This is a genomic window from Streptomyces sp. NPDC050703 (genome assembly GCF_040654435.1).
Taxonomy (GTDB): Bacteria; Actinomycetota; Actinomycetes; order Streptomycetales; family Streptomycetaceae; genus Streptomyces.
In genome coordinates this window covers 31732-56578 of sequence record NZ_JBFAHX010000016.1, presented here as the reverse complement: position 1 = coordinate 56578, position 24847 = coordinate 31732, and the positions used below count along the sequence as shown (strand labels likewise).

21 protein-coding genes and 6 pseudogenes are annotated in these 24847 nt (G+C 68.9%); 13 read left to right on the top strand and 14 right to left on the bottom strand.

The window, feature by feature from the left end:
* Positions 1 to 392: 392 nt before the first annotated feature.
* Both AB0I16_RS17265 and AB0I16_RS17260 read right to left on the bottom strand, forming a co-directional pair.
* Positions 393 to 1520 carry a histidine kinase gene (locus AB0I16_RS17265; protein ID WP_363250211.1) on the bottom strand — a complete coding sequence of 376 codons (1128 nt, stop codon included), beginning with the start codon at positions 1518 to 1520 and terminating at the stop codon, positions 393 to 395.
* Positions 1517 to 2170: a response regulator transcription factor gene (locus AB0I16_RS17260; RefSeq protein ID WP_363250210.1), complete on the bottom strand. Its 654-nt coding sequence runs from the start codon at positions 2168 to 2170 to the stop codon at positions 1517 to 1519. The genes AB0I16_RS17265 and AB0I16_RS17260 overlap by 4 nt, the downstream gene beginning before the upstream one ends.
* 152 nt (positions 2171 to 2322) lie before the next feature.
* Here AB0I16_RS17260 and AB0I16_RS17255 point away from each other — a divergent pair, with 152 nt between their 5' ends.
* A complete protein-coding gene (locus AB0I16_RS17255; protein ID WP_363250209.1) occupies positions 2323 to 3102 on the top strand; it encodes a BPL-N domain-containing protein in 780 nt (259 codons plus the stop codon).
* 155 nt (positions 3103 to 3257) lie between these two features.
* Here AB0I16_RS17255 and AB0I16_RS17250 read toward each other — a convergent pair whose 3' ends face one another.
* The 4 genes and pseudogenes from AB0I16_RS17250 to AB0I16_RS17235 all read right to left on the bottom strand — a co-directional run bounded on the left by AB0I16_RS17250 (position 3258) and on the right by AB0I16_RS17235 (position 6893).
* On the bottom strand, positions 3258 to 4544 hold the full coding sequence (locus AB0I16_RS17250) for a protein kinase (RefSeq protein ID WP_363250299.1): 1287 nt from the start codon (positions 4542 to 4544) through the stop codon (positions 3258 to 3260).
* A 135-nt stretch (positions 4545 to 4679) separates the two neighbouring features.
* Positions 4680 to 5372, bottom strand: a pseudogene (locus AB0I16_RS17245) (caspase family protein); the annotation flags it as partial.
* An 11-nt stretch (positions 5373 to 5383) separates the two neighbouring features.
* On the bottom strand, positions 5384 to 5935 hold the full coding sequence (locus tag AB0I16_RS17240) for a hypothetical protein (RefSeq protein ID WP_363250208.1): 552 nt from the start codon (positions 5933 to 5935) through the stop codon (positions 5384 to 5386).
* Positions 5936 to 6401: 466 nt separating this feature from the next.
* Entirely contained in the window at positions 6402 to 6893 is a 492-nt protein-coding gene (locus AB0I16_RS17235) for a MarR family winged helix-turn-helix transcriptional regulator (protein ID WP_363250207.1), read from the bottom strand.
* A 221-nt stretch (positions 6894 to 7114) separates the two neighbouring features.
* Between AB0I16_RS17235 and AB0I16_RS17230 the strand changes: the two are divergent.
* Positions 7115 to 7357, top strand: a pseudogene (locus tag AB0I16_RS17230) (hypothetical protein); the annotation flags it as partial.
* 139 nt (positions 7358 to 7496) lie between these two features.
* Here AB0I16_RS17230 and AB0I16_RS17225 read toward each other — a convergent pair.
* Complete coding sequence (locus AB0I16_RS17225; RefSeq protein ID WP_363250206.1) at positions 7497 to 7982, bottom strand: carboxymuconolactone decarboxylase family protein; 486 nt, start codon at positions 7980 to 7982, stop codon at positions 7497 to 7499.
* Positions 7983 to 8161: 179 nt separating this feature from the next.
* Between AB0I16_RS17225 and AB0I16_RS17220 the strand changes: the two genes are divergently transcribed.
* The 3 genes and pseudogenes from AB0I16_RS17220 to AB0I16_RS17210 all read left to right on the top strand — a co-directional run bounded on the left by AB0I16_RS17220 (position 8162) and on the right by AB0I16_RS17210 (position 9836).
* Positions 8162 to 9070 (top strand): RNA polymerase sigma-70 factor, encoded by a 909-nt coding sequence (locus AB0I16_RS17220; protein WP_363250298.1) that lies wholly within the window; start codon positions 8162 to 8164, stop codon positions 9068 to 9070.
* 54 nt (positions 9071 to 9124) lie between these two features.
* Positions 9125 to 9619: pseudogene (locus AB0I16_RS17215) on the top strand (hypothetical protein); the annotation flags it as partial.
* Positions 9620 to 9704: 85 nt separating this feature from the next.
* Positions 9705 to 9836, top strand: coding sequence for a hypothetical protein (locus AB0I16_RS17210; protein WP_363250297.1), 132 nt, complete (start codon positions 9705 to 9707; stop codon positions 9834 to 9836).
* A gap of 263 nt (positions 9837 to 10099) precedes the next feature.
* Here AB0I16_RS17210 and AB0I16_RS17205 read toward each other — a convergent pair whose 3' ends face one another.
* Both AB0I16_RS17205 and AB0I16_RS17200 read right to left on the bottom strand, forming a co-directional pair.
* Positions 10100 to 11296: a response regulator transcription factor gene (locus AB0I16_RS17205; RefSeq protein ID WP_363250205.1), complete on the bottom strand. Its 1197-nt coding sequence runs from the start codon at positions 11294 to 11296 to the stop codon at positions 10100 to 10102.
* A 778-nt stretch (positions 11297 to 12074) separates the two neighbouring features.
* A complete protein-coding gene (locus tag AB0I16_RS17200; RefSeq protein ID WP_363250204.1) occupies positions 12075 to 12167 on the bottom strand; it encodes a hypothetical protein in 93 nt (30 codons plus the stop codon).
* A 465-nt stretch (positions 12168 to 12632) separates the two neighbouring features.
* Here AB0I16_RS17200 and AB0I16_RS17195 point away from each other — a divergent pair, with 465 nt between their 5' ends.
* The 6 genes from AB0I16_RS17195 to AB0I16_RS17170 all read left to right on the top strand — a co-directional run bounded on the left by AB0I16_RS17195 (position 12633) and on the right by AB0I16_RS17170 (position 18533).
* On the top strand, positions 12633 to 12755 hold the full coding sequence (locus AB0I16_RS17195) for a lasso RiPP family leader peptide-containing protein (RefSeq protein WP_363250203.1): 123 nt from the start codon (positions 12633 to 12635) through the stop codon (positions 12753 to 12755).
* A gap of 99 nt (positions 12756 to 12854) precedes the next feature.
* Positions 12855 to 14693: an asparagine synthase-related protein gene (locus tag AB0I16_RS17190; RefSeq protein WP_363250202.1), complete on the top strand. Its 1839-nt coding sequence runs from the start codon at positions 12855 to 12857 to the stop codon at positions 14691 to 14693.
* Positions 14693 to 14950, top strand: a complete 258-nt coding sequence (locus AB0I16_RS17185) for a lasso peptide biosynthesis PqqD family chaperone (RefSeq protein ID WP_363250201.1) — start codon at positions 14693 to 14695, stop codon at positions 14948 to 14950. The genes AB0I16_RS17190 and AB0I16_RS17185 overlap by 1 nt, the downstream gene beginning before the upstream one ends.
* Positions 14947 to 15366, top strand: coding sequence for a lasso peptide biosynthesis B2 protein (locus tag AB0I16_RS17180; RefSeq protein ID WP_363250200.1), 420 nt, complete (start codon positions 14947 to 14949; stop codon positions 15364 to 15366). Before AB0I16_RS17185 ends, AB0I16_RS17180 begins: the two co-directional genes overlap by 4 nt.
* 442 nt (positions 15367 to 15808) lie before the next feature.
* Positions 15809 to 17911 (top strand): histidine kinase, encoded by a 2103-nt coding sequence (locus AB0I16_RS17175; protein ID WP_363250199.1) that lies wholly within the window; start codon positions 15809 to 15811, stop codon positions 17909 to 17911.
* Positions 17904 to 18533 (top strand): response regulator transcription factor, encoded by a 630-nt coding sequence (locus tag AB0I16_RS17170; RefSeq protein WP_363250295.1) that lies wholly within the window; start codon positions 17904 to 17906, stop codon positions 18531 to 18533. The genes AB0I16_RS17175 and AB0I16_RS17170 overlap by 8 nt, the downstream gene beginning before the upstream one ends.
* Positions 18534 to 18913: 380 nt before the next feature.
* On the opposite strand, the gene AB0I16_RS17165 is transcribed toward AB0I16_RS17170, so the two are convergent.
* Positions 18914 to 19579 (bottom strand): maleylpyruvate isomerase family mycothiol-dependent enzyme, encoded by a 666-nt coding sequence (locus AB0I16_RS17165; protein ID WP_363250198.1) that lies wholly within the window; start codon positions 19577 to 19579, stop codon positions 18914 to 18916.
* 946 nt (positions 19580 to 20525) lie between these two features.
* Positions 20526 to 20645 (bottom strand): annotated as a pseudogene (locus tag AB0I16_RS17160) (MerR family DNA-binding transcriptional regulator); the annotation flags it as partial.
* Between the two features lie 118 nt (positions 20646 to 20763).
* Here AB0I16_RS17160 and AB0I16_RS17155 point away from each other — a divergent pair.
* Both AB0I16_RS17155 and AB0I16_RS17150 read left to right on the top strand, forming a co-directional pair.
* On the top strand, positions 20764 to 21591 hold the full coding sequence (locus AB0I16_RS17155; protein WP_363250197.1) for an AraC family transcriptional regulator: 828 nt from the start codon (positions 20764 to 20766) through the stop codon (positions 21589 to 21591).
* Between the two features lie 89 nt (positions 21592 to 21680).
* Positions 21681 to 22745, top strand: coding sequence for a methyltransferase (locus AB0I16_RS17150; RefSeq protein WP_363250196.1), 1065 nt, complete (start codon positions 21681 to 21683; stop codon positions 22743 to 22745).
* 47 nt (positions 22746 to 22792) lie between these two features.
* Here the strand turns inward: AB0I16_RS17150 and AB0I16_RS17145 are convergent.
* The 3 genes and pseudogenes from AB0I16_RS17145 to AB0I16_RS17135 all read right to left on the bottom strand — a co-directional run.
* Positions 22793 to 22963, bottom strand: a pseudogene (locus AB0I16_RS17145) (IS5/IS1182 family transposase); the annotation flags it as partial.
* A 225-nt stretch (positions 22964 to 23188) separates the two neighbouring features.
* The gene (locus tag AB0I16_RS17140; RefSeq protein WP_363250195.1) at positions 23189 to 23584 is read right to left on the bottom strand and encodes a hypothetical protein; all 396 of its coding nucleotides are present in this window, start codon (positions 23582 to 23584) and stop codon (positions 23189 to 23191) included.
* Between the two features lie 1100 nt (positions 23585 to 24684).
* Positions 24685 to 24825, bottom strand: a pseudogene (locus AB0I16_RS17135) (AAA family ATPase); the annotation flags it as partial.
* Positions 24826 to 24847 lie beyond the last annotated feature (22 nt).

Sequence of the window (24847 nt, the reverse complement as noted above, 5' to 3'; positions counted from 1 at the left end):
CGGCAATATTGCACGGGTGGCACACTGCAGTGCGGCGTTTTCACCCTGACGGGTGATCGTCACGACATCGCCACGGCATCGGTCGGACCGAACACAAGATTTTCGTGAATCTTCCTGTGACCTGGGCATGAGAAACTCGGCCTCTTGTCTCGCCTGCCGTCTGTGGGTGGCGATCAGAGTTTGACAGGAATGTTTGTTCTGATTGTCGCCCAGGGCCTGGTCGGGCGGCAGCGGTGGCTGGTCGAGACGCCTGTCCCGCCGCATGGCGGCCAGATGGGGTCCGGCCCGGTCCGCTACCGGTCGCGGGGGACGGCGAACGCGGTCACGACGGTGGTGGGGGAGCTTCTGCGGTACGGCGCTGTGCGCGGCTGGGTCGGTTGCAGGAGTGGTGGTCAGCTGTGGCGGTTCGGAAGGCGCAGCCGGACCTGCCAACCGCCGTCCTTGGACGGCCCTGACTCCAGGTTGCCGTCCAGTAGTTCGGCGCGTTCGCGGAGGCCGACGAGGCCGTGGTGCGCGCTGGGCAGTGAAAGGGCGGGGCGGGTCGGGGGGCTGTTGGTGATGGTGACACCGTATGCCGTCCCGTCGTGCCAGAGTTCGACGGTAGCGGCGGCGCCAGGGGCGTGCTTGCGTACGTTGGTCAACGCCTCCTGGACGGTGCGGTAGAGGGCGCGCTGGGCCGGCGCCGGTACGGCTTCCGCGGCCGGGAGTTCGCCGGTCAGCTCTACGTCCAGGCCGCTGTTGCCGACGAGGCGGCGGAGGTCCGCGAGGGTGGGCTGGGGGGCCAGATCCGTGGTGTCGCCGCCGGAGACACGGAGCAGGGTGACCATGGTGCGGAGCTCGTCGAGGGTGCCGACGCTGAGCGTGCGGATGGTCCGGGCCGCCTCGCGGGCCTCGTTGTCGGGGGCAGCGACCTGGAGGGCTCCCGCCTGTACGGCGATGAGGCTCACCTGGTGCGAGACGACGTCATGCATCTCCCTGGCCAGCTGGGCCCGTTCGCGGGCGAGGACGGCCTGCGCGTGCAGCTCCCGCTCGTGCTCCTTGACCGCCTCGGTCTCCGCCAGCTGTCGTCCCAAATCCCGCCGGGTCTGGACGAGCTGGCCCAGCAGCACGGGGGCGGTGGCCGTCGCGAGCATGTAGACGAAGGTGACCAGCGTCCAGGTGCGCTCCTCACCGGTGAAGTCCGTCAACGGCCAGGGAGCGGCGGTGACGAGGGCGAAGAGGGCCGCGTACAGGACGAGCAGGTACCGGTCGCGGGTGTGCGCGGCGAGGGTGTACAGCGCGGCGATCGGCGCGATGAGGACGTCCTGGACGAGGGAGCCGGGCAGACAGAGCAGGAAGGCGGGCAGGGGGAGACGGTGGCGCACGGGCAGCACCGCGCAGGACAGAGCGCCGAGGGCAAGGCCGTAGGGGGTGTCGTCCTCCAGGTTGAGGCAGAGGTCGAGGCCGGCGATGGTGACCAGGGCCAGGTCGGCGAGGGCGATCAGGGCCAGGTCGGCGAGCGCGGCGGGGATTCTGTTCATCGCTCTTCCAGCAGCCCTGCCCGCTGCGCGAGCAGCGCCGCCTGGACGCGCCCGTCGACCCGAAGCTTGGCCAGGATCGCGCTGACGTGGTCCTTGACCGTCCCGCCGCTCAGATGGAGCCGGCCCCCGATCTCGGTGTTCGAGAGCCCTTCGGCAACCAGCACGAGCACATCCCGCTCCCGCGCGGAGAGCCGCTCGACCCGCACGGTGGCCTGCTCGGCCTTCCCTGTGCCGGGATGGCGGCTGAGCAGGGAACGGGTTGCCTTCGGCGACATCACGACACCGCCCGCGGCGAGCATCCGTACCGCCTGCGCGAGCTGGGTGGGCTCGGTGTCCTTGAGCAGGAAGCCGGCGGCCCCGGCATCGAGGGCGCTCAGGACGTACTCGTCGGTGTCGAAGGTGGTCAGCATCGCGACGACGGGCCGCTTCGGGGCGGGCAGCGCACACAGTTCACCCAGGACCGTGAGGCCGTCCACGTCCGGCATCCGGATGTCGAGGAGGACGACGCCGGGCTCGTACTCCCGGACGGCCGCGAGGGCCTGGCCACCAGTGACCGTGGCGACCACCTCGATGTCGTGGGCGGCGTTGAGGATGAGCCGGAAGCCGGAACGCACGAGCGCCTCGTCGTCGACCACCACGGTCCGGATCATGAGCGGCTACCCCTGTATGTCGTCACACCCCCAACCCTATGACCCCCGCGGCACCAGTGGTCGCACGGGCGGAGGGCTCCCGCCGGCCGGGGGAGTCCTCCCCGCCGACCGGCGGGTACCGGGCACGAGCCGCAGAGCGGGAGGGTGAGGCCATGACCGACACGCGCCCCACTCGTAGCCCTCTCGTCCTCATCGCCGCTCTCGTGGCCGCCGCCTTGTCGGCTGCGGGCTGCGCCCCCTCCTCCTCGGCCGGGGAACCACGTCCCGCCGAGCGCCCCCTGGCAGTGATCTACGACGGCCCGCAGGGCTGCCCCGACTGCGCGCCGGCGGTGGCCAAGGTGCTGCGCAAGGCGCCGCGGCATTACCGGATCAGATTCGTGAAGGCTCCTGTGAAGGCCTCCGACCTCGCCGGGGCGAAGCTGTACGTGCAGCCGGGTGGCGGCGCTGACCTGGAGCGGACCTGGCGGGACCTGAAGGAATCCGCTGACGTCCTTCGCACCTGGGTGCGGGAAGGCGGCAGCTACCTGGGGCTGTGCTTCGGCGCCTACCTGGCGGGCCGTAATCCGGGGTTCGGCCTGCTGCCCGGCGATGCGGGCGGCTATACCGACTCCCGCGGCGCCGTGGTCGATGACGATCGCGACACCGTCCTGAAAGTCATGTGGCGGGGCAAGCCGCGCCACATGTACTTCCAGGACGGCCCGGTTTTCCACTTCGGCCGGGGCGCTGACGCCACCAGTGTCGAAGTTTTGGCGACCTACCCTGGCAACGGTCTGCCCGCCGCGGCCGTCGCCCGCTACGGAAAGGGCCGTGTCGGGGTGAGCGGACCGCACCCGGAGGCCGACGCCTCCTGGTACGAGGGCGCAGGGCTGAAGAACCCCGACGGCGTCCGCCCCGACCTGGCGTACGACCTGATCGAGGCGACCGCCGACTGACTCGGGCGGAGGAGGGGAGAGGCCACGTCTTCTCTTCGACGCCCGCGCAGTGGCCCGGGGCGCTGCCGTCGTGGATCTCGGTCGTGGATCTCGACGGGGCGACGCCTGGGCGTCTTTCGGCGAAGGCTCACCGGACGACCGCCGGCGGCGGAGCGTCAGGGCTCCGAACGGTTCTCCGCGGCCCGCATCGCGTTGATCGCCTCGTCCAGCGAGTCATGCACGGTCAGTACCGCGTCCAGGTCGAGCACCTCGAAGACCCTGTGGATCGAGCTGCTCTCGATGACCACCCGCATCGAGCCGCTGAGAGCCATGACCGCCACGCGGTGAGAGAGGAACACGTTGAGTCCGGCAGAGTCCAAGGCAGCCGTCTCCTCGAAGAGGACCACGTAGTGCAGATAGCCCTGCCTCCTCAAACGGTGCAGCAGTTCGGCGACGGATCCGACGCTCGCGTAGTCGAGCTCCCCACCGACCCTCACGACGGCGCTGTGTCCCGCGACCTGGGTGGACAGGGTGATCCTGTCGGCGAGTCCGGGGCCGGCTTCGAACTCGCTGTCGCCGCTGGACGACGCGGGTCCCACGACCGGTCGTCCGGTGGCTGTCCCGACCCGGCCGCCGAGGTGGTCCTCCACGTCAAGACGCATTTCGGCGGCCGACTGGCAGCGGTTGTTCGGTTCCTTGGCCAGGGCCTTGAGGACCATGGCGTCCAGCGCGGGCGAGATCCCGGGTCCGAAAGCGCTCGGCGGCTGTGGCTCCTCGCTCATGTGCCGGTACGCGACGGTGACCGGCGAGTCCCCGATGAAGGGCGGTCGGTTCGTCAGGAGTTCATAGAGCAGGCAGCCCGTCGCGTAGATATCGGAGCGGGTGTCGATCTGCTCACCCTTCGCCTGCTCGGGTGAGGGATACCGCACCGTTCCGATCATCACGGCGGTCTGTCTCGTCGTCCCACCCACGCTGCCGGTCGCGCGAGCGATTCCGAAGTCCATCACCTTGACCCGGTCGTTGCGCGTGAGCATGACGCTCGCCGGCTGGACGTCACGGTGGACGACGCCCTTGCGGTGTGCGTACTCCAGGGCCCGCAGGACTTCCACGACGATCTCCAGGGAGCGTTCGGGCACCGGCCGCGCCTCGAAGCGCAGCAGATCCCGCAGCGTGGATCCGTCGATGTACTCCATCACGATGTATGGGCCCGAGACGCCCTTGAGTGAGCCCGTACCGACGTCGTACACGGCGACGATCGCGGGATGGTTGAGCAGGGCGGCCGACCGTGCCTCCCGCCGGAACCGGGCCACGAGAGAGGCGTCGTTCGCGAGAGGGAAGCGGAGTGTCTTCACGGCGACGGTGCGGCCCAGCATGGTGTCGTGAGCTCGATGGACCTCGGTCGAGCTGCCTCGGCCGAGCATGTGGTCCAACCTGTACCGCTCACCCAGATACTGCGGCTCCATCGTGCTCGGCGGTGCTGGTTCGTCCGCCGACGAGACGGCGGCAGGCGGGTCCGGACCCGAGGCGTTGTGGCTCTGCGCTGCGCGGCCACCGGGAACCGAGCGTGCGATGACTACACGGTGCTCCAGTTCGGCCCACATCTGGCGCCGCTGCTTCACCCCGGCGCCCTGCATGTGCTTGTAGACGTAGTCGTACAGGTCGTTGACGGTCACCAGACCGTCCCGATCGAGGTCCGCCTCGCCGGACAGCAGCCCTTGGATCACCATGCCGGTGAATCGGGAGGGCGCGGGCGCCAGTTCGTTGAGGACATCTCCCTCCCAGGCGTACTCGGTACGACTCGTCGCCGTGAGGATCGCCCGGCCGCGCCCGGCCAGCTCATCTCCGAGATGAACCGTCTCGTCGCCCTTGGCGCCGGGCAGGAATGCGCCGCTGTAGCAGCAGTCGAGAAGCAGCACGATCGATCTGGCACGGCAGCCGCGCATCTGAGCGTGCAGAAAGGACGACGACACAGCAGTGGAAGCGAGCAGTTCCCGGTCGGTGTCACTCGCAGCGAAGAAGAGTTCTCCGCTGTCGTTCTTGATGCCGTGGCAGGAGATGTGCAGCAGCAGCACGGTGTTCAAGCTCCGGCCGCGGAAGAAGACTTCAATGGCTCGGTTCACCTCGTGGTGCCGGCCGTCGACGACCCTGTCGACCTCGAATCCGCCGATCTGCGGGTCCAGGAGCACCTCTCCCAAGCCGTCGACGTCACACAGGGGAGAGCGGAGTTGCTGGAGGCCTGGTTGATCATAACGGCCTGCAGCGATGAGCAGCGCGAAGCGATCTCCGGGCACGGCGGTTGCCTTCAGGTGCTCTCGTCTGCGGCGGAATCGGACAACGGCCGACGGTCGGTGCGAGCGGTGAGCGGTGGCGACTCGTGGCCGGCGACGAAGGCATCGATCAATCGACGTTGGTCCGCAGAGGAGACGACCTGCAGTTCAAGGCTGTCGTCACCGATGGTGAGGCTGACCGTGCGGACAGGCCGGTGCTCGATCCACTGCTCGACCAGGCGCACCACGGACCGCAGGACGAACGGGGCCATGGTGATGGTGAGAGCGCCAAGGGAAACCAGGTCGCCCGACTTGGCGCCTGCCGGAGGCGTGCCCCCGCGAAGCAGCTCCACACTGTCGACGTCCAACTCCAGGAGGCGTTCGCGCAACTGCCGGACGAGATCGTCCAGTTCGTCCCGGTCGCCGTCCTGGACACCCTCCACAAGGACGCCGACCCTGCATGCCGTGTCACCGCTCACCGTGCCCCCTGCCCCCGACTGCAGCGTATGGGCGACCAGCTTATTCACTTTGCGCGAGCCTGGCACCGACCAGCGAGGCGCGAGCCTGACACCGCCCAGCGAGTGCATGGCGCTGGCGTGGGCCCAGGGAGCCGCGCGAAGCCGCGCTGGGGGCGTAGTAGGCCCGGGCAGGTATCCCGGTTGGTGCAGCGGCCGTCTCGACCAAGATGACCGCGAGTCACGGAGAAGGCCGCCCGGAAACCAGACTCCGTGTGGCTGCCTACGTGATCCGGCACCGCGCCGTTCCCGGGCTGCTGGTGTTCGATCACGTGGCATGCCGCATGCCGGCACCCAGGTCCCAGCGGGAGGAGTCGAGCTTCTTCCACCTCCGGGTGCCTGGCGACACTCCCGATGGATGGGAGCACGACGTACACGCGGCGGCGGAGAGGACATGGGCCTCACGTTCGCCTGCCGGTTCCTCCCGCTTCCCCCGAACCGGCCCCTGGCTGACGATCAGGGCGCGTGGCTTGGCAGCGTTGCCCCGCAGTGGACCACCTGAGCCGGACCCGCAGCTGACGAGACTGCAACGAAGTAGCTAGGAGGCACCGTTCTTCTCGATGTTGGCAATCATGGTGCGCAGTACCTTGAGTGCGGCCACGTACTCCTCGTCGCTGATGCCCTGGTGGACCTCCGTGCGCAGCTCCGTAGCCAACCCGCGCAGCCGGATTCTGGCAGCTTCGCCTGCATCAGTGAGGTGCAGGTTCTGTCCGGCGTCGATACTCAGCCAACCGCGGTGCAGCAACTGGTCGATGACCCGAGGGATCTCGTGCTGGCCGCCCGCGAGAGGCGTCAGCTGGGTGACCACCTCTTCACGACTGGGCGCCGTGGGGCCGCCGGTCGCTCGGTTGAGTACCCAGTACTGCGGCTGGGTGACATCGATCTTGGCCATGGCGTCACGCAGACGCCGTGTCACCGTCTCGTGGACGAGGCCGGCCCAGTAGCCGATGGGCTGGCTGGCCAACATGTCGTCCGTGGCACCTGGATCAGCCGGGGCCTGGTCGGTGATGCTGTCGTTCAACGGTTTCATGATCGCGACGTTATACCCCCGTTGTCTCCGTGAGTACGGCCTCGGGGAACATCGGTGCAGCGGTTGGGTCGGCACACCGGCTTCGCTGAGGAGCCGACCCGCCCGGAGCCGCCGGCAGGTGGCAGGTGGCAGGTGGCAGGTAGGTAGCAGGTGTCGGAGTCGCGGAAGGTCGCGGAGAAGCGGCTGCACGCCACTGTCACGGGCGCCGCCCGCCGCGCTGGAATCAAACGCCGCTGTGGGAGCGGGCGGCGGAACCGAAGCGCACGGCGATGCGCACCGCGGTGATGCGACACCTGGAGGCGAAGGCGATCGATGAGGCCCCGTGCTCGCGAACCGGTACGCCACGGTGCACCCGTTCCCTCGCGTTGCTGGGCGAGTCGAAGACACCGGACGCGGCGAGCGCGGGCAAGCGGGTCCTGGCCGGGGTGTGCGGCCTTCCAGCGCTGACCCGGCGGCAGGTGGGGACCCCGGATACGCAGGAGCTGGACGAGGACGAGGCCGAGGACGAGGCCGAGGATGACGAGGGGGCCCGGACCGATTTCCGACTGCTCCCGCACGATCGAGACCGGCCCCGCCCTTTCGGCCGGGGCCGGTCTCGGTGCGTCAACCGGCGACAGTGGCCAGGTTGCCGGGCACGTAGGACCCGCCCTGGTTGTTGAGGATCACGCCGAGCCGGTTGGTCGCGTTGATCATGGCGACGAGGGAGACGAGAGCGATAGCCTGCTCCTCGTCGTAGTGCTTGCGCACCCGGGCCCAGGTCTCGTCAGTGACCCCTGCGTATCCGTCGATGATGCGGGTGCCTTCCTCGGTGAGGGCCAGCGCGGCTCGCTCGGCGTCGGTGAACACGGCGGAATGCCGCCAGGCGACGACGAGGCTGAGCCGGGCCGCGTCCTCGCCGGCCGCGGCGGCGTCCTTGCTGTGGATGTCGACGCAGAAGCCGCAGCCGTTGATCTGGCTGGCTCGCAGCTGCACCAACTCCTGGGTGGATTTGGGCAGCGGCGACTCCTGGATGACCTGGCTGACGGCGTAGATCCGCTTGCCGACCTTCGTGCCGAGCGCGGTGTCGAACAGGTTCATACGGGTTTCCATCGGGGCTTCCTCACTCATGGAATCGTGTGGCTGATGCCCATGAGGCGCCGGTCGCCGCGTTCCTGTGACACGGGGCAGATGTGACATGAGTCACGGGGCGCGGCTGTCACAGAACCGAGGGCACCGGTGTCCCGTGTACGACATGCACCACACGGAGCGAGACAGAAGTCGGGATGGCGATGGTGGACAGGGACGTCGGTGTTGACGCGGGGGCGACCACGGGCGCGGCCACGGCAACGGATAGCTTCATTTCCCACCGTAATCTGCTGTTCACCGTGGCCTACGAGATGCTGGGCTCGGCGGCCGACGCCGAGGACGTCCTCCAGGAGACATGGCTGCGCTGGTCGGGCGTCGAGCATGCCACGGTCCGCGACCCGCGCGCCTTCCTGGTCCGCATCACCACCCGCCAGTCCCTGACCCGCCTTCGCACACTCCGCCGCCGCAAGGAGTCCTATGTCGGCCCGTGGCTGCCCGAGCCGCTGCTCACCGCGCCCGACGTGGCCGAGGACGTCGAGCTCGCGGACAGCGTCTCCATGGCGATGCTCCTCGTACTGGAGACCCTCGCGCCGACCGAGCGTGCCGTGTTCGTGCTGCGGGACGTCTTCGAGCTGGATTACGACGAGATCGCGCAGGCCGTAGGCAAGACCCCGCCCGCCGTCCGTCAGATCGCGCACCGCGCCCGCGCCCACGTCGCCGCGCGCCGCCCTCGCGAGACGGTCTCCCCGTCCCAGACCCGCGACGCGCTCGCCGCCTTCCAACAAGCGGTCGAAACGGGAGACTTGACGAGACTCCTCGACATGATCGCCCCGGACGTCGTCCTCCTGACGGATGGCGGCGGAGTCGTCCGTGCCGCCGTGGAACCGGTGGTGGGCGTGGCCGACGTGACTGAGGTCCTGGCCAGGCTCAGCGGCGCCCTGCTGCAACCGACCCTGGTCAACGGCCACCCGGCCCTGATCATCCGTCGTGACGGCCGGATCGACACGATCGTGGCCCTCCGCCTGGACGCCGGCCTCATCACCGGCCTCTACGCCGTCCGCAATCCCGAGAAGCTGTCACGCATGGACCGCGAGACGGCGATGGGCCGCTGACGCCGGGACCGCCGCCTGGGCCAACGCCGCGAATGACCTGGCCGCCCGGAACTCGTGACGGTCACAACCGCTGATGGGGATACGCGGCTTGATCGCTGTGCAGACCATCCGTCCCCACAGGTGCTGGCTGCGCTGGGGACGGCGCTGTGCCTTACCGCTGCGGAGCGCGAACACCTGGCGCGGCTGGCCGGGCAGGCCCCGCCCGGCACGGACGCCGATCGGGCGCCGGTGCCCGCCGACGCCCACCGGCTGCTGGACCGGATCGGACCGATACCCGCCTACCTGACCGACGAGCGCCAGGACATCGTGGCCTGGAACGGAACGGCAGCCGCGTTGATCACCGACTTCGGGCTGCTGCCCGCCGAGGAGCGCAACACCGTACGGCTGTCCATCTGGCTGAATGGCACCCTCTGCACGGCACCAGCAGGCGCGGAGGGCGAGTTCGCCCGGCAGTCCGCCGCCCAGCTACGCACGGCCACCGCTCGCTACCCGGCCAACCGCGTACCCGGCCAACCGCGTACTCGGCGAGCGCATCAACGAGTTCGCCGCGCACAGCCCGGACTTCGCCGCAGGCTGGCGCAGCCACGACGTACGCCCCATACCGACGCTGTGCAAACACACGCGCCACCCCCGAGTGGGCGACCTCGACCTGGATTGCCAGACCCTGCTGCTGCCCGGCACAGACCTGCGGCTGGTGATGTACACGGCGGAGCCGGGCAGCCCAAGTGCCGCCACCCTCACCCGTCTCGGTACTCGCAGGATCTGACTCCAGCTCACCGGCGGTGGCAGAGGCGTCCAGCGGGAAACGGCGCGAGCCGTGCTGGGACTGCGGCATGCGGGATGCGTTCCGACCTCCTCGGACAAACGACGAGCCAAGCGTCCTCGCAACGTCCACTGACAACGGGTCTGATCCGCATCCCCCAGGGCGAACGCCTGGGTCATTGCGTGACGTTCGCCCTGGGGACTCGCGCGACCGTCGACAGACAAGGCCGCGGACGGTTCCTTCGCCACTCCCAATCTGCCACCGGGTCAGCTACTTCCGCGCCCCGTCTGGTCAGGCTTGGGTGACTTGCTGCGAAGGGCGTGCGTGTGGCCGTACCCAGTCGACACGGACACGGACACGGGTTTGGGGGAGGGGGGCAGAGCGGGTGTGGTGGGGGAGCGGTAGAGGTAGCCCATCCCGCGGACCGAGACGATGGAACCGCCGCCCACCGGTGTCGCGTCGAGCTTGCCACGCAAGCGGGAGACGGTGAACTTGACCCGGTCACGCGCACCGGGATTCGCGGCACCCCAGCCGGCCTCAAGCAGGGTCCCGAAGTGCTGTACCGCTCCGGCATGGCGTGCCAGGCGGTTGAGCACGCGGAACTCGGTTCCGGAGAGCGGCAGCGGGCCTCCCGCGGTCCACGCCTGTTGCTGCAGGGAGTCCAGCCGCAGCAGCCCGTCGTCGTACACATTCCCTTCCCGGCGCTCGGCTGCCCGGTAGCGGTACAGCACACGTCTGATCCGAGCGTTGATCTCCCTGGGCGGGCACGGCTTGACGATGTAGTCGTCCGCGCCGGTCTCCAGGCCCACGATTACATCGATGGGGTCGCTGCGTGCTGTGAGGTAGATGACGGGAACGTCGCTGACGGTACGCAGTCTGCGCAGCACCTCCATGCCGTCGATGTCGGGAAGCATGACATCGAGCAGGACCAGGTCGGGGCGCTGCAGATAGGCGCTGCGCAGCCCGGCGCGTCCTGTGGCCTCGGCCAGGACTTCGTAGCCCTGGCGCGTAAGCGCGATCCGCAGTGCTTCCCGGACCGCGTCGTCGTCCTCGACCAGCAGCAGCCGGGCCGACTGCGCCGGCTCTTCGCTCTTCCTGCCCGTCGTTCCTGGGACCGGCGCAGGGGGCTCCGCCGGGTCCGCGAGCCCGACTGTCACGAGTTCGGAGGCGGGTATGCGCTGATCCAGCAGGTACTGGGCCGTCACGGTGTAGCAGGCGGAGCAGAACGGGAACGGCGCCCCGCTGACGAACAGCGTGTACTCGGCGGGCTTCGGACATCGCCGGCCGGCCAGTTCCGCAGTGCAGAGCCCGCCGCGCCGGGAGAGAAGAGCGGCATCGCGCGCACGGGCACGCCGCCCTGCCGAACGGCAGGTGCTCGAACAGTACTGGCGCGGGCGTCCTGCTTTGCGCGCAGGAGGCAGAGCCCGGCCACAGGCACGACACGAACCTGCGCCCTCGGTCACGGGCCGCCTCCTTCCCTCTCGGCACGAAATGCATTTCGTGCCGCTGGTCTCACATCCGGACCGACACTTCTTGGCTCCTACCGCCAAATGCGGTTACCTGGAAGGGCCGTAACGAAGAAGGGGCCCGGCCGCCGCGCTGGCGGCCGGACCCAGGTGTCATGGTCGCTCAGGCTTGCCGGCGTTGACGACCACGTCACCCACCGCGGTGAGGGCCCTCGCCGTAGAGGCGAGGGCCTGCGTGTCGGTCAGGAACGCGACTGCCTCGACTGCACACAGCACAGTACGCACCCCTTCCCACCACCTACGCTGTGAAGCGCCCACCAACGGCCACCACCTCCGCGACAACGCGGGCCGGCCCGACCCGGAACCACCTTCCGGCCCAGCGGCCTCCTCGCTGTCCCCACACCGACCGTCGCGCATCGAGGTCCTCCTTCCGACGGTGCTCGCGACCTTCGCGGGCCGTCGCGACACGCACGCGCGGTCGGGCCGCCCAAGGCGGGTCCCGGTGCATCGTGATCGGTGTAACGGGCTGGTGCTCGCTTACGGTCTCGCGATGAACGGCGGGTCGGCAAGCACACGCAATCAAGGTAGTAACCAGAGGCAAGGAGACGCCCGGCGCCGCTGCATCCAGTGCTGGTGCTGGTGCTGGTGCTGGTGCTGTCAGTATCTGCCACCGTCCGCGCTCCCAGTCCCTGGTAGCCGGCATCGGTGAGGATCTCTACCGCAGGCCCATCAGCCAGGAGCCTGACCTGCCCTGACCGGCGGGCGTGGGTGATGTTCAGCGCAGCTTGCCGGCCGTGCTGGGCAGCACGTCATGGGTGACCCCGTGACGAAGATGGACGAGTGTGGCCAGGAGCCGGTCGACGAACACAAGGCGTCTCGCTCAGCTTCTGCACCGCCGCCGCTGCATCACCTACAACGCGGTCTTCGGCCGCGCCGTCATGGAGCACGGCTGAACCGGTACTTCCGCAGTACAGCGAGGGCCCGGTCCTGGCTGGAGCAGTGCACATGGGTAGACGCGATGCAACCGTACGCCGCGTGGAAGGACCTATGGTCAGTCGGCCGGTGCCGGTGCCGGTGCCGGTGCCGGTGACGGTGCCGGTGACGATGGCGGCGGCCACGGTGTTCTGCCCAGGTCGTGCGGGGCGGACCGCTCACCGTATGAGCCGAGCTGAGGCGGGGCCGCTGTCCCGGCGCCGGTCCGGGACGGTCATGGCGTATGGCTCATGTGCCTGGGTCAGCGGGAAGCCGATGCTCTTGTTGTCCGCATCAGACGGGCGGCGGATGGACGGCACACCTCGTCCACCGTGCACAACGAAAAGAAAGAGGTACTCCCATGCAGTCCGAGAAGCTCGGGTACGACATGCCGCTGATCGTGGAGGTCGGCGGTTTCCGTGAGCTGACCCGTTCCGTTCGCCCTGGCCACTGGATCGACTTCTTCGGTGGCTGGTGGCTGTGATCGAGACCGCGCTCTGATGCGACGGTCCGGCACGTAGCAGAACACCGGGCGATCGGCGCGAGGCTTCGCGTCGATCGCCCCTCTGGGACAAGGAACCCCATGGAATTCATCGTTCTCCCGGATCACCCCGCTGCCGCTGCCGTGTTCGCTCTGTTGCCGCACAGGGACGGGAACAAGGTGGTCAGGCACCCCTCGGGCCGGCCCTGGGTCATCGGGAGCTGGCACGACGAGGAACTCACCGCAGCCTCCGCCGGCTCCAATGCGGTGGTCCTGCTCGGTCGTACCCGCATCGACGAAACCGAACTCGCCCGCAAGCTCGCGGCGATGCGCTCAGTGACCGACATCGACTCGTTGAGCCGCTCGTTGCACGGATGCTTCCACCTGCTCGCCTCCATCGGGGGACAGGTCAGGGCTCAAGGCAGCCTGACCACGGTGTGCCAGGTCTTCTACGGGTCCGTGGCCGGGGTGGCGGTGGCCGCCGACCGGCCGCAGAGTGTGGCCGCGCTGAGCGGAGCCGCCACCGATGAGGAACTCGTGGCACTTCGCCTCCTCTCTCCCACCGCACCGCACCCTTTGTCCCAGGCATGCCTGTGGCGAGGGGTCACCTCCTTGCCACAGGGCCACTACCTGCTGATGTCCGCCAACAGCGCTGCCCGCGCTGTGCGTTGGTGGACGCCACCCGAACCGAGCGTTCCGCTGGCCCAAGGCGCCGACAATCTGCGCCGGGCGCTCGAAGCGGCAGTCGAGACGCGGACCGCCCACTCCGCCACGGTGAGCACCGATCTCTCCGGCGGCATGGACTCCACCAGCCTGTGCTTTCTCGCCGCTCCACGAGCTGCCCGGCTGGTCACCTACCACCACGTGCCCTTGGACCCTTCCAACGACGACGGCATCTGGGCCGCTCGCTGCGCGGTCGACTTGCCTGACGCACGGCATGTCACAGAGCATTCCGGCATGGCACCGGCCTGGTATGCCGGGTGTCTGTCCACCGACGAGGACGTGGAGGGGCCTTTCCCTCTCATCCGGACCCGGGCGAAACTGGACCATCTGGCGCAAACGATGGCCGCGCTGGGTTCGACGGCGCACCTCCAGGGCATCGGAGGGGACGAGCTGTTCCATGCCCGTGCCACATGTGCGCACGCGCTGGCTCGCGCACACCCGCTCCGATCGGTACGGCAGGTGCGAGTCGTCAGGAGTGTGAGCCGCTGGACGACGCCCGCCACCATCGGCTACCTCCTGTCCGGCGGCACCTACGCCCGCTGGCTCCGGTCCTCCGCCGCCCACCTGGGCCCGGAGCCGAGGAAGCAGGCGACGGGGCCCGCGTGGGAAAGCCCGCCCGCCATGCCGGTGTGGGCGACGCCCCGAGCGGTCAGCGCCGTACGCAGCCTCATCCGCGCGGCGGCGGACGGGGAGCCGGACCCGCTCGCCCCGCTGCCGGTGCACCACGACATGCTGAGCGTCGCTCAGCTCTGCGGCGAGATGACACGCCGGGCCTCCCGCTTCACCGCACGTCACGGGATTTCCTACGAAGCCCCCTACCTCGACGACCGTGTCATCGAGGCCGCGATGTCCGTCCGGCTGCAGGACCGGATCGCGGCCGGACGCTACAAACCGGTGCTCGCGACCGCCATGCGAGACGTTCTTCCGGCGTACGCGCGAGGCCGCGCAACCAAGGGCGACTACAGCGGTGAGCTGTACGGCGGCTTGCGTCAGCACCGGGCCGACCTCCTCGAACTGTGCGAGGAGTCCGTGCTCGTAGGAATGGGTCTGGTCGACCGCGTGGCACTGAGGCGACTGCTCCTCGGCCTGCACCCTGACACCAGCCCTTTCATGGCCTTCGATTCGACGCTGGCCTGCGAACTCTGGCTGCGATCCCTGCACCGGGACAACCGGAGTGGCACAACGGCGCCCCACCCACCGCACCGCGAGGAGATCTGATGCGCTTCGCCCTTCCCCCTCATGTCACCAACACGGAGACCGAGCACGGCGCGGTGCTCCTCAACGAGAAGACCGGCCGGTACTGGCAGGCCAACGACGCCGGTGCGCGGGTGCTGCGGTGCCTGCTCGACGGCGGCACGGCCGAAACCGCCGCGGCCGCCCTGCGCCCCGGCGACCCCAAGGCATACGAGCGGGCACTGCGCGACGTACAGGCCATGATCGACGGCCTGCGCGATGCCGGCCTGGTGATCTCATGAGTGGCCTGGTCACCACCGAAGTGTCCGAGCGCCCGCCCTTCGGTCTCCTCATCACCGCACGGTGCGCAGTCGTCGTGGCGTTTGCTCTCGCCCGTCTCTCGCCCGGCGGCCTGCGGAGGGTCTTGCGCTTCGTCAGCGCCCGGGCCCGTCCCGCAGGACATGAGCAGGCGCTGCGTGCCCGCAAGGCGGTGGTTGCCGCCAGTGTGCGCTGCGCCGGCCCGTGGTGCTTGCCTCGCTCCATCGCCACAGCCCTGCTGTGCCGTGTCGGCGGGACATGGCCGGACTGGCACACCGGGGTGTGCGCGGAGCCCTTCCGCGCACACGCGTGGGTGGTCGCGGACGGCGAACCGGTCGGAGAGAGCAAGGCTTCTCTCGCTCCCTTTCACTCCGTCATCATCGTGCGGGCCGGCCACTGAGCGGGTTCCGGCCCACGCGCCGCCCTTGTGGGCCAACACGTGAAACACAACGGCCGATCAGTCGTTCATCCTCATGCGGAACGCAAACGCGTACCGAAGGTGAAGGTGGAGGAACGAGCGTGATGATGGGGAATTCCATGAGGTCGATCGCTGCTGTGCTGGGCGTCGTCCTCGCCATGACAGCGTTCTCGGCAGCCCCTGCCCAGGCTGCGGCCGAGGAGAGGCTGATCGCTCACTACCACTCCAAGTCGGGGTGTCTTGACGCGGGGGCGCAGGGCAAGCGCCAGGGCAAGTGGGCCAATTACAGGTGCCTGCCCTCCTGGGACGGGCCAGGACCGTGGGGCCTGTGGGTGTCTTGAGGCCGGGACCGGGACTGGGACCGAAGCCGGGACTGGGGCCGGTCGCCGTCGTCGGTCACCCTCGCACCAAGCCCGTGGCACGCGTGGCCGGAACGGCGCTGGGGCTGCTCGCGGCAGTGCTGGTGGTGAAGCTGACGGTGCTGTCCGTGTCCGGAGAGCAGTGGCGTGCTGTCCACTACTCACCGCCGCAGACCCTCGCTGAGGTCATACGGCTGGCGGTGGGACTTCCGGTGTGGGTGATCGGGGTGCTGCTCCTCGCAGATCGTTCCGGTCAAGGCATGGGGGCGCTGCTGCTCGCCGCAGGCGCCGTGCTGGTCGTGCCGCGTACGGTGTCCGACCTGCTCGCCTTCATCGGCGACTGGTCGGCGCCGGTGGATGCGGCGATTCTCGCGCTGGCGGCTGTCGCTCTCGCCGGCCACCCCTTGAGCGTCCTCGTCTTTCCCGTGTGTTTCCTGCGCGAACCCGCCGTGCGACGGTGTCGCTGGTACGTGATCGCGCCGGCCACCGCCGTCCATGCCGGCCATGGGGCCCTGTGGTTCCTCGGGGTGCCGGGGGCGCCGCCCTTCTTCAGCCCGTGGTCGGGGACCGCGACGGCGCAGTGGGCCATGCGGCACATCGGCCCGGTGAGCCATCTGGTGGACTGGGTGAGTGGCGCGGCGGCGCTCGCCGTGACGGCCGCCGTGGCCCACTGCTCGCTGTCCGGGAACGACGCGGCGGAGCGCCGTCGCTGGCTGCTGCTTGCCGTCGCCTACGCCGTCTGCGTGTCCTTGCTGCTCGGCCAGTGGTGGCCAGAACGCTGGACCATGGCCGCCCGTGCCGGAGGAGGCACGGTCTGGGTCGCCGTCATCTGCCTCACCGTCGCCAGAAGCGATCTCTGGCGACTGCAACGTACGACTGTCCACCGATTGTCCGTGGCGTTCGTCCTCACCGTCTTCGGCACCGCGGCGGTCAGCGCGGCCTTGGTCGCCTGGGCGGCTCTTCCGGCCGTGCGCGGTACGGCGTCCCTGACCGTCGCGGGTTGTGCGCTACTGGCCGGCTGGGTCACCCGGCCCGTGGTGGTGCAGTCGTCTCTCCGGGTCGAGCGCTTCTTCTACGGTTCGAGAGCCCGGCCCCACCACGCCATGAGGAAACTGGTGACGCGACTGCAGGAGGCCCCCGACCCCTGGGATGTACCGGAGCAGATCTGCCGCAGTGCGGTGGAGGACCTGGGTGTGTCAGGGGCAGCGGTCGAGGTCGACACCCGGTCAGGTGTACGTCGGCTCGGCGCGGTAGGAGTGCCGGTCATCGACCCTAAACAAGTGTTCGCCCTCCGCCACCACGGCCAAGTAGTGGGGCGCCTGGAAGTCGCGCGCGACGGCACGAGCACGCCGGTGGAGAGGGACAGCGACCTGCTGTCCCTGCTTGCCGACCAGGCGGGGCCCGCCCTGGCGGCGCTGCGGCTGGTCGAGGAGACCCAGGCCGCCCGAGAAAGCCTCGTACTGGCCCGTGAAGAGGAACGCCGTCGGCTGCGCCGCGAGATCCATGACGGCCTGGGCCCCCAACTGGCGGCCGTGCAATTGAGGCTGGGCACTGCTCAGGCGTGCGTCGATACGCAGTCGTCGGCGCCGCAGCATCTGCGGGCAGCCGCCGAGGGACTCAGCGAGGCACTGACCGAAGTACGCCGCATCACCGCCGGCCTGACACCGGCCGTCCTGGTGGAGCGTGGCCTCCTCGAAGCGATCCGGATTCTGGCGCACCGGTTGAGTACCGAGGCGGTTCAGGTGGTCGTGTCCGACTCCGCGACGACCGTGCCCGCTCTGGCCCCCGCGGTGGAGACGGCCGCCTACCGCATCGCCGCCGAGGCGATGACCAACGCCGTACGTCATTCCGGAGCCCGCCGCGTACTCGTCGGTCTGGTCGTCACACCCGCGTCGCTGACCGTCAGGGTCAGTGACGACGGCAACGGCCTGCCTGGCGGGGGCGTACCGGGTACGGGCCTCGCCTCGTTCACAGAACGGGCCGAGGAGATCGGCGGTACAACTGGCGTGCGCACGGGCCCTCATGGCACCACCGTGCACGCCACCTTGCCGCTCACCCGGCAGGGCCGAGGACTTGAGGAGGGTCATGAGCGACCAGAACGAACCGGCCGGCCAGGACCATGCGACACCGACACCGACACCGACTCGACGAGTACTGCTGGTGGATGACCACCCCCTGTTCCGGGAAGGTCTCGCAGCCGCGATCGACCTGGACGACCACTTCATGGTGGTCGCGGAGGCGGCCAGCGGCGAAGCAGCACTGGCCGAAGCCGCACGCACCGATCCCGACCTGGTGGTCATGGATCTCGGCCTTCCTGGTCTCTCCGGCATCGAGGCCACCCGTCGGTTGCTCATGGCCCACCCGCACATGCGCATCATGGTGATGACGATGTCCGAGGACGACGACAACCTCCTGGCGGCGATGCGTGCTGGTGCTCGTGGCTACCTGCTGAAGGGAGCGCCGCGTGAGGACGTCCTGCAAGCCCTGCACACGGTCGCGCGGGGCGGCGCGGTCTTCGGCCCGCAGATGACGGAACGGTTGAGCGCACTTTTCGCTGCTTTCGGCAGTGCACCGGCGAAGGAGGCGTTCCCGACGCTCACGGCCCGAGAACGCGAGATCCTCGATCTGCTCGCGGCCGGCCTCCCCTACCGACAGATCGCGCAGCGGCTCTGCCTCGTGGAGAAGACAGTGCGCAATCACGTCGGTGCCATCTTCTCCAAGCTCCAGGTCCACGACCGTGCCGCGGCGATCGTCCGGGCCCGCAACGCGGGCCTTGGACCGCAGCCGTAGTGAACCCCCGGTGGCGGCGCTCGATACCTCCCGGCCGACCACCCGCCCGTCGACGGTGGTGCCGGCCGCGGAGAAACTCGTCGCCCGGACGGACAGTCGCATCAGCCTGGCCCGCCTTGCAGGGGCGCGGCAGCAAGCCACCCTTCACCCGTGAAGACGGCTGGGGGGGGCAGCAACCAGCATCTCAAGCTAGATCACAGCCATGAACGAGCACCCCGAGGGCCACGGACAGCTCCTACGCGACAGATGACTTATTGAGGCTCCGAACGGAAGAAGTGAGTCCCAACCGCTGCCCGATCACCGTCGACGGCACGGCAAACAGGTCGCCAGAGATCCCGGCGGCTCCAAGGGCAAGCACGCCTGCAAGTACACCCCGCGCCTCACGCCGGCCCGCAGCGGCTGCGCAGCAGCTCCACACCGTCGCCGTCGAGGTCGTCGCAGTACGTCGCGCGTCCGGTCATGGCCATCACCAACGCCAAGGTGGGGCCGGACACACGAGGTCCGGAACCGGTCGTGAACGGGCCGTCGTCCGCGACGAGTTCCAGTCCACTGATACGTCCCTTGGCAACAACTACGAGATCCGAGCCCTGGTAATACTCGGCCACCAGCGTGACGACCTCGATCGGATAGTCACGACGGACGCCCAGCGGGCGCCGGATGTCTTCTCCGTGCACGATCGTCTCGCCCAGCATGGCAATGGCAGGCAGGGGAGGTTTGGTCATGCTCGGGACGATATGCCGGAACCGCTCGAGGGTCTCAGCCGGAGTCGTGCCCAGCTGCTCGGCCAGCCGCATGGCCACCTGCTTGTCGAAGTCGAACCGGCAGCGGATCACTCCGGCCAGCCAGCGCACGGTGTTCAGGCTCGCGCCCGCGGTGAGATGCGCCAGCACCTCACGCACCGTCAAACCAGAGCACAACGAAGGCGTCACCCACTGCTCGGCCGTCAGATCCCCGACGTCGGCCGCCAGCGCCGCTCGCTCGGTGCGGATCAAGGGCCAGACCCCGGTTCCACGGCTGCGGGCAGCTATCAGCTTCGGATCAGTCATACGGGCAGGTCTCCTGTCACGGATCGTGGACTCCATCTCCCGGGCCGGAACAGGTGGGCGTCCGGCACGGGTGTTCAGTGTTCATGGGGAAGACTCCTGCTCCGAAGCAAAGTCATCGCCCGTGCGTGACCTTTCCTCCGGCGCCCGCAACCGGATCGCACAGGCCCCGCTCCTGCGGTCGGCGTGACAAGTCCTTGCAGCGAATTCTCGGCGCCGTCTGTTCTCATCGATACGTTCGAGACGTCTAACCGCAGCCCTTTGGCCCTTCCAGCCCCGGTCGGGTGGTGAGGCACTGCGGGTGTGCCGTTGGTGAATCTACCCTTCTCTGTCCGAGACCGGCTGGACCAGGAGGAGCGGGAGGCCGCACTGTCCCACGAAGTAGCGTGCAGCGCGGTGGCAGCGCCCACGACTTGGCCGGGCAGGTGCGAGTGCGTCTGCCCGGCTCGGCTGCTTGCAGGCGGTGGAGTGCAAGCGGTGGCTGCTGGACCGGTATGAGGGCCTGATCTGGTACTCCGGCCATGAGGCAGCAGACTGGCCCTGGCCGGCGCTGACTGCCTCGGTCGACCTGATGGCTTTGGCGCTGCCCTACGACCGCCGACGGTGGATCGCAGTGAGGATCTCCATCCGGCGATGCGTCGGCTGACTGGCGGCAGGAGGCGAGATACTCCGCCGGGACGCGGGTGAGTTGCCGAGTGACGGCCATGACGGCAGTATCCCGAGGACGTCCACCGGTTTTCCTACTTAGTCTTGTCGGTGGGGGCATGGACCGCTTATTCGGGCGGCAGCTGGGTCCGTTCATGATGACCTGGTGGCTGGTGTTGATGAGCCGGTCCAGGAGGGACTCGGACTCGGCGACAACGGGAGCGGTGAAGAGGGGATACCAGTCGCTGGGCGCCCTGTTGCTGGTGATGATCAGCGATCGTCCCTGCCACTCGGAGACGAGTCCATAGAGGTGCCCGTTGCTTCCGAACCATGCGGGCGGCAGCAGGCCGACCTCGTCGTCATGCCGTAGCGTCCGCGATGTCACCTTGGACATGCGCGCCACCTCCGCGATCGACCAGGCCATTGCCGGTGCCTCCCTCGCCGGGCCGGTCTTTCGCCCAGCGAAAACCGTCTGATCCGTTGGGTGAAGCCACGGAACTTTCGTACAAGACAGGGCTACCGAAGTCGGCAACGGTAGGGGCATGCGCAGAAACGAAGTGGGGGCCACCTCCATGGATCGCGATGCCGAGAACGGCTGGGAGGTCGCCCGCCCCCTCGGCGGCACAGCGCTCGGCGGCGTTCGGATGACCGGATTCCGTGACCGCGTCGCCGCCGGGCTGGATATGCAGGTCCTGCCCCAGCCCACCGTGATCGTCGTCATCGGGCTCGGGGGCAACCTGGTCACGGTGGAGAGCGCCACAGGGCACCAGCCCATGCGGAGCCTCGTTGCCTCGTTGTCGCCCGGTCCGGCCCGCGTCCGTGGCGAGCGCGTCGAGTGTGTCGAAGTGTCCCTGTCACCCCGGGCCGCGTATGCACTGCTGGGCGTCTCCCCGCGTGAACTGGACGGGTCTGTCACCGCCCTTGAAGACCTGTGGGGGAGGCACGAGCGACGCCTCCGCGAGCAATTGACCGACGCCACGACATGGCAGGAACGCCTAGCGCTGACGGACGAGTTCCTTGCAAAGCGGGCTGCGGGGGCGCCGTCGATGTCGCCTGAGGTCGCCGCCGCCTGGAACACCATCGTGGCCCGTCGAGGCCGGATACGGGTCGGTGACCTCGCCGCGTCCTGCGGATGGAGCCGCAAGCGACTGTGCTCCAGGTTCAGTGCCCAGATCGGCCTCACCCCCAAGCGTGCCGCCATGCTGGTCCGTTTCGACCACGCTGCCCGAGCACTCTGCGCGGGCGAGAGCGCCAGCAACGTCGCCCTGGCCTGCGGTTACGCCGACCAGCCCCATCTCCATCGCGACGTGCTGGCCTTCGCCGGGTGCACGCCTATCGCTCTGGCCAACAGCACGACGTCCGCCGACTGACCCGTGCCCACACCGAGGAGACCGGCCACACGCCCGAGTGCCCAGGCCGGTTCATGCACGTACCACCATACGAAGATAGGAAAGCACCTGTGGCGAACACCGATGTCCAAGCAGCAGGCGTGGCCGACCGCGACCTGATCGTCCGGCTCGCGTTCGGGAACATGGCCGCGCAAACCCTGCGCGCCGCGGTCCGGTTGAAGGTGGTGGAGCTGTTGGGCGATACGCCACGCCGGGCCGCCGATGTGGCTGTCGACGCCGGAGCTGAATCCCAGTCCATGACGCGGCTGCTGCGCGCCCTGACCGGGCTCGGCCTGCTGCGGGAGCACGCCCCCGGTACCTTCTCGGTGACCCCCGCGGGCGCACTCCTCGACCCCGGGAGCCCCGACTCGCTCACCTCGTTCGTGAGGATGTTCACCGACCCGGCGATCGTACGCGCCTGGGAGCACCTGGACGGCAGCATCCGCACCGGCGAGGCCGCGTTCGACGCCGTCTTCGGCACGGACTTCTTCAGCCACCTCGCCCAGCACCCCGAGCTGTCCGCGGATTTTAACGCGGCGATGAGCCAAGCCGTCGCGGAGACCGCCGCCGCGCTGCCGTACGCCTTCGACTTCGACCGGTTCACGGCGGTCACGGACGTCGGCGGGGGCGACGGAACCCTCCTGGCCGGCGTACTCGCCGCGCATCCGGGCCTCACCGGTGCGGTCTTCGACACAGCGCAGGGCCTGGCCGAGGCGCCGAAGACGATGGCGTTGCACGGGCTGAAGGAGCGCTGCTCTCTGATCGCCGGGGACTTCTTCCGTTCGGTCCCGGAGGGATCGGACCTCTACATGATGAAGAGCATCCTGCACGATTGGACGGACGACCAGGCGGTCACGATCCTGAGCCACTGCCGCAAGGCGCTGCCGCCCGGCGGCCTCGTCCTGATCGTGGAGCCCGTCCTTCCCGAAGTCGTCGACACCAGCGTGGAAGCCGACGTCACCGACGGCGGAATCACCTATCTGAGCGACCTCAACATGCTGGTGAACCTGGGTGGCAGAGAGCGTACCCGCAAGGACTTCGAGCAAGTGTGCCACCGCGCGGGCCTGTCCCTCACCTCGGTCACTCCACTCACGGACGCGGCACCGTTCTCCGTCATCGAGGCCGTGGCCGGCTGACGGCAGGCTGCGTGCCGCAGGTTCCCGTATGACGTTAGTCCTGCGGATCACGAGCGGAGTCGGAGTCGGAGCCGGAGCCGGATCGAAGCGACGGTGACGGAGCCGTGGAAGAGGTAAGCGCGCTTGTCGGTTCCCGTGGGCTGGCCGCCGCAGCTACCGCGTCGCTTGCGGCGGGCCCGGTGGTTCTTCGGCTCGGGGAGGGCGTGCTTGATCAGCCGGGCCCATTCCTCGTTCGTGAAATCTCCCCGGCCCAAGACCATGCCAACGACTCAAGACCAAGTGGCTCGCCGAGCAGCGCAACGCGCCGAGGCCGGCCACCTCCTCTTCGCCATGCCGTTCTTCGTGACCCTCGCTTCCGCGTAGTGCTTGCTTCGAATATCCACCTACCCAGGTCAGACGACCACCCGATGGCCACGCGGGCAGCGGGCGTTCGGCGCCGTGGGTCAGTTCAGCGGGGCCTTGGGCGGCGTCCCGTAGAAGGTGATGCGCGGCCAGCCGCGTCGGGCGGCGAGTTCGTTGAGGGCCTCTGCGACCTCCGCAGGGGTGATCTCCTGCTGGCCGGAGGTCTCCTCGTGCCGGATGCTGAAGGTCATCGACACCTCCGCATACCCCGAGGTGTGCTGGGCTCGCCCGGAGAACTGGGTGCCCGGCTCGAACGCCACCGCCGCCGCCCGGGCAGGCTCGGCCTCGGTGCTCTGTGCGCCATTGTCCCCCTTGGCGCCGGTGCTGATGCCGCCGCTGTCGCTGTCCGCATGAGCCGTACCCGCCGAGGCGAGCACCGCGCCTGCCGCCGCCGAGCCCGAGTAGCCCAGCAGTGACCGCCTGGAAACGTCAGACATGTTCCCTCCCTGGTGAGACTGGTCCCTCCCCTGGAGACCCGCAGTGATCATAAAGGCCAACGCGGGCCCCCGGGACGGAACTTGATCCCCCACTTCACCCGCCGAGCCCACTGCCCACCCTCTGGTGCGTGCCGCCCTGCGGGAGCACGGCATTGCCGGTGACGTGGTCGAGCTTGCGGCTCCGCACCCACTGCCGCACAGCCGTCCAGCTCGGCTGTGCGCGGTGGGGTGATCGCCGGGGGCCCGGTATTCCCCGTCGAGGATGAACCCCCTCTCGTCCTGGACAGCGGAGCCCACCGAGTGGCGACCCGCCTGGTGGCCCGTCTCTGGGGATGGGCCGCGGCAAGATCTGCCGCTCGTCGTCCGCGTTCCTCCGCGCGGTGACAGGCCAGGAATCCGAGGGGGGCGGGGCTCCCGTGGGCCATCCCCGACCCGCACGCTGGTCTTCCGTGAAGGATCTTGGAGCGGCCTGGCCCGGCAGCAGGGGCGAGCGGAAAACCTCGGTTTCCACATCTCCACGCGACTACTGTGCTGCTGGTAGATCGTCCCGCCCGACGAAGGGAGCTGGGTGCTGACCACTACGCACACTACGCACCCGCCGTAGGTACCTCTGGAAAGCCCAGAGCTACCTTACGGAGGCTCCCTGATGTCCCGAACTGTCCGCACGACTCCCAGTCGGCTCCGTCGCCGAGAGGGCGCCTCGGAGTCCACGTTCCTGTATGACCTGCGCTACGCGAGCGCTGGACTGGCCCAAGCAGCCCGTGAAGGCCGTCGCCCCGCCCCGGCGAAGACGCTGCACCGGACCACCTCTTGGCAATGGATGGTGCTGTACTGCAGGAAGGGATCGTTCTCCGGCGAGATCGCTTCAGCCGAGGGCCGCGCCCGGCTCCAGGGGCGACTCGAAGCCCAGCGGGTCCGCGGGCTGCACCGAGCTGGCCACGACCTTGGCGACGCAGATATCCCGCCGGTCCGCCACCGTCATGGTGTGCTCTGGGACGCCTGGTAGAGGCGAAGCACCCAGACCTGACCGAGGAAGTACGTACCGGCGACGATCCTCCGCCCTCCGGCGCGGAGGACCACCGAGCAAGAGCCCGCGATGGTCAGACGGCCTTGACTGGTTCTTCGGCCCGGACGCGGGCGCTGGCGAGGCAGTAGGAGCCGGTGCTGGTCTCGCTGGATGATGCCGTTGAAGGTGCGCAGAGGCGAGGGTCGGTGAAGGTCTTGGTCCAGCCGTCGAAGGAAACAAGTAGCAGGTCACCAGCT

Bases quoted from the DNA above. Each gene is read 5' to 3' on its own strand.
- AB0I16_RS17165 (WP_363250198.1), bottom strand. From the start codon at position 19,579: ATGACTGATCCGAAGCTGATAGCTGCCCGCAGCCGTGGAACCGGGGTC.
- AB0I16_RS17255 (WP_363250209.1), top strand. From the start codon at position 2,323: ATGACCGACACGCGCCCCACTCGTAGCCCTCTCGTCCTCATCGCCGCT.
- AB0I16_RS17190 (WP_363250202.1), top strand. From the start codon at position 12,855: ATGGAATTCATCGTTCTCCCGGATCACCCCGCTGCCGCTGCCGTGTTC.
- AB0I16_RS17235 (WP_363250207.1), bottom strand. From the start codon at position 6,893: ATGAAACCGTTGAACGACAGCATCACCGACCAGGCCCCGGCTGATCCA.
- AB0I16_RS17155 (WP_363250197.1), top strand. From the start codon at position 20,764: ATGCGCAGAAACGAAGTGGGGGCCACCTCCATGGATCGCGATGCCGAG.
- AB0I16_RS17180 (WP_363250200.1), top strand. From the start codon at position 14,947: ATGAGTGGCCTGGTCACCACCGAAGTGTCCGAGCGCCCGCCCTTCGGT.
- AB0I16_RS17140 (WP_363250195.1), bottom strand. From the start codon at position 23,584: ATGTCTGACGTTTCCAGGCGGTCACTGCTGGGCTACTCGGGCTCGGCG.
- AB0I16_RS17250 (WP_363250299.1), bottom strand. From the start codon at position 4,544: ATGGAGCCGCAGTATCTGGGTGAGCGGTACAGGTTGGACCACATGCTC.
- AB0I16_RS17220 (WP_363250298.1), top strand. From the start codon at position 8,162: ATGGTGGACAGGGACGTCGGTGTTGACGCGGGGGCGACCACGGGCGCG.
- AB0I16_RS17225 (WP_363250206.1), bottom strand. From the start codon at position 7,982: ATGGAAACCCGTATGAACCTGTTCGACACCGCGCTCGGCACGAAGGTC.
- AB0I16_RS17260 (WP_363250210.1), bottom strand. From the start codon at position 2,170: ATGATCCGGACCGTGGTGGTCGACGACGAGGCGCTCGTGCGTTCCGGC.
- AB0I16_RS17265 (WP_363250211.1), bottom strand. From the start codon at position 1,520: ATGAACAGAATCCCCGCCGCGCTCGCCGACCTGGCCCTGATCGCCCTC.
- AB0I16_RS17185 (WP_363250201.1), top strand. From the start codon at position 14,693: ATGCGCTTCGCCCTTCCCCCTCATGTCACCAACACGGAGACCGAGCAC.
- AB0I16_RS17195 (WP_363250203.1), top strand. From the start codon at position 12,633: ATGCAGTCCGAGAAGCTCGGGTACGACATGCCGCTGATCGTGGAGGTC.
- AB0I16_RS17240 (WP_363250208.1), bottom strand. From the start codon at position 5,935: ATGCACTCGCTGGGCGGTGTCAGGCTCGCGCCTCGCTGGTCGGTGCCA.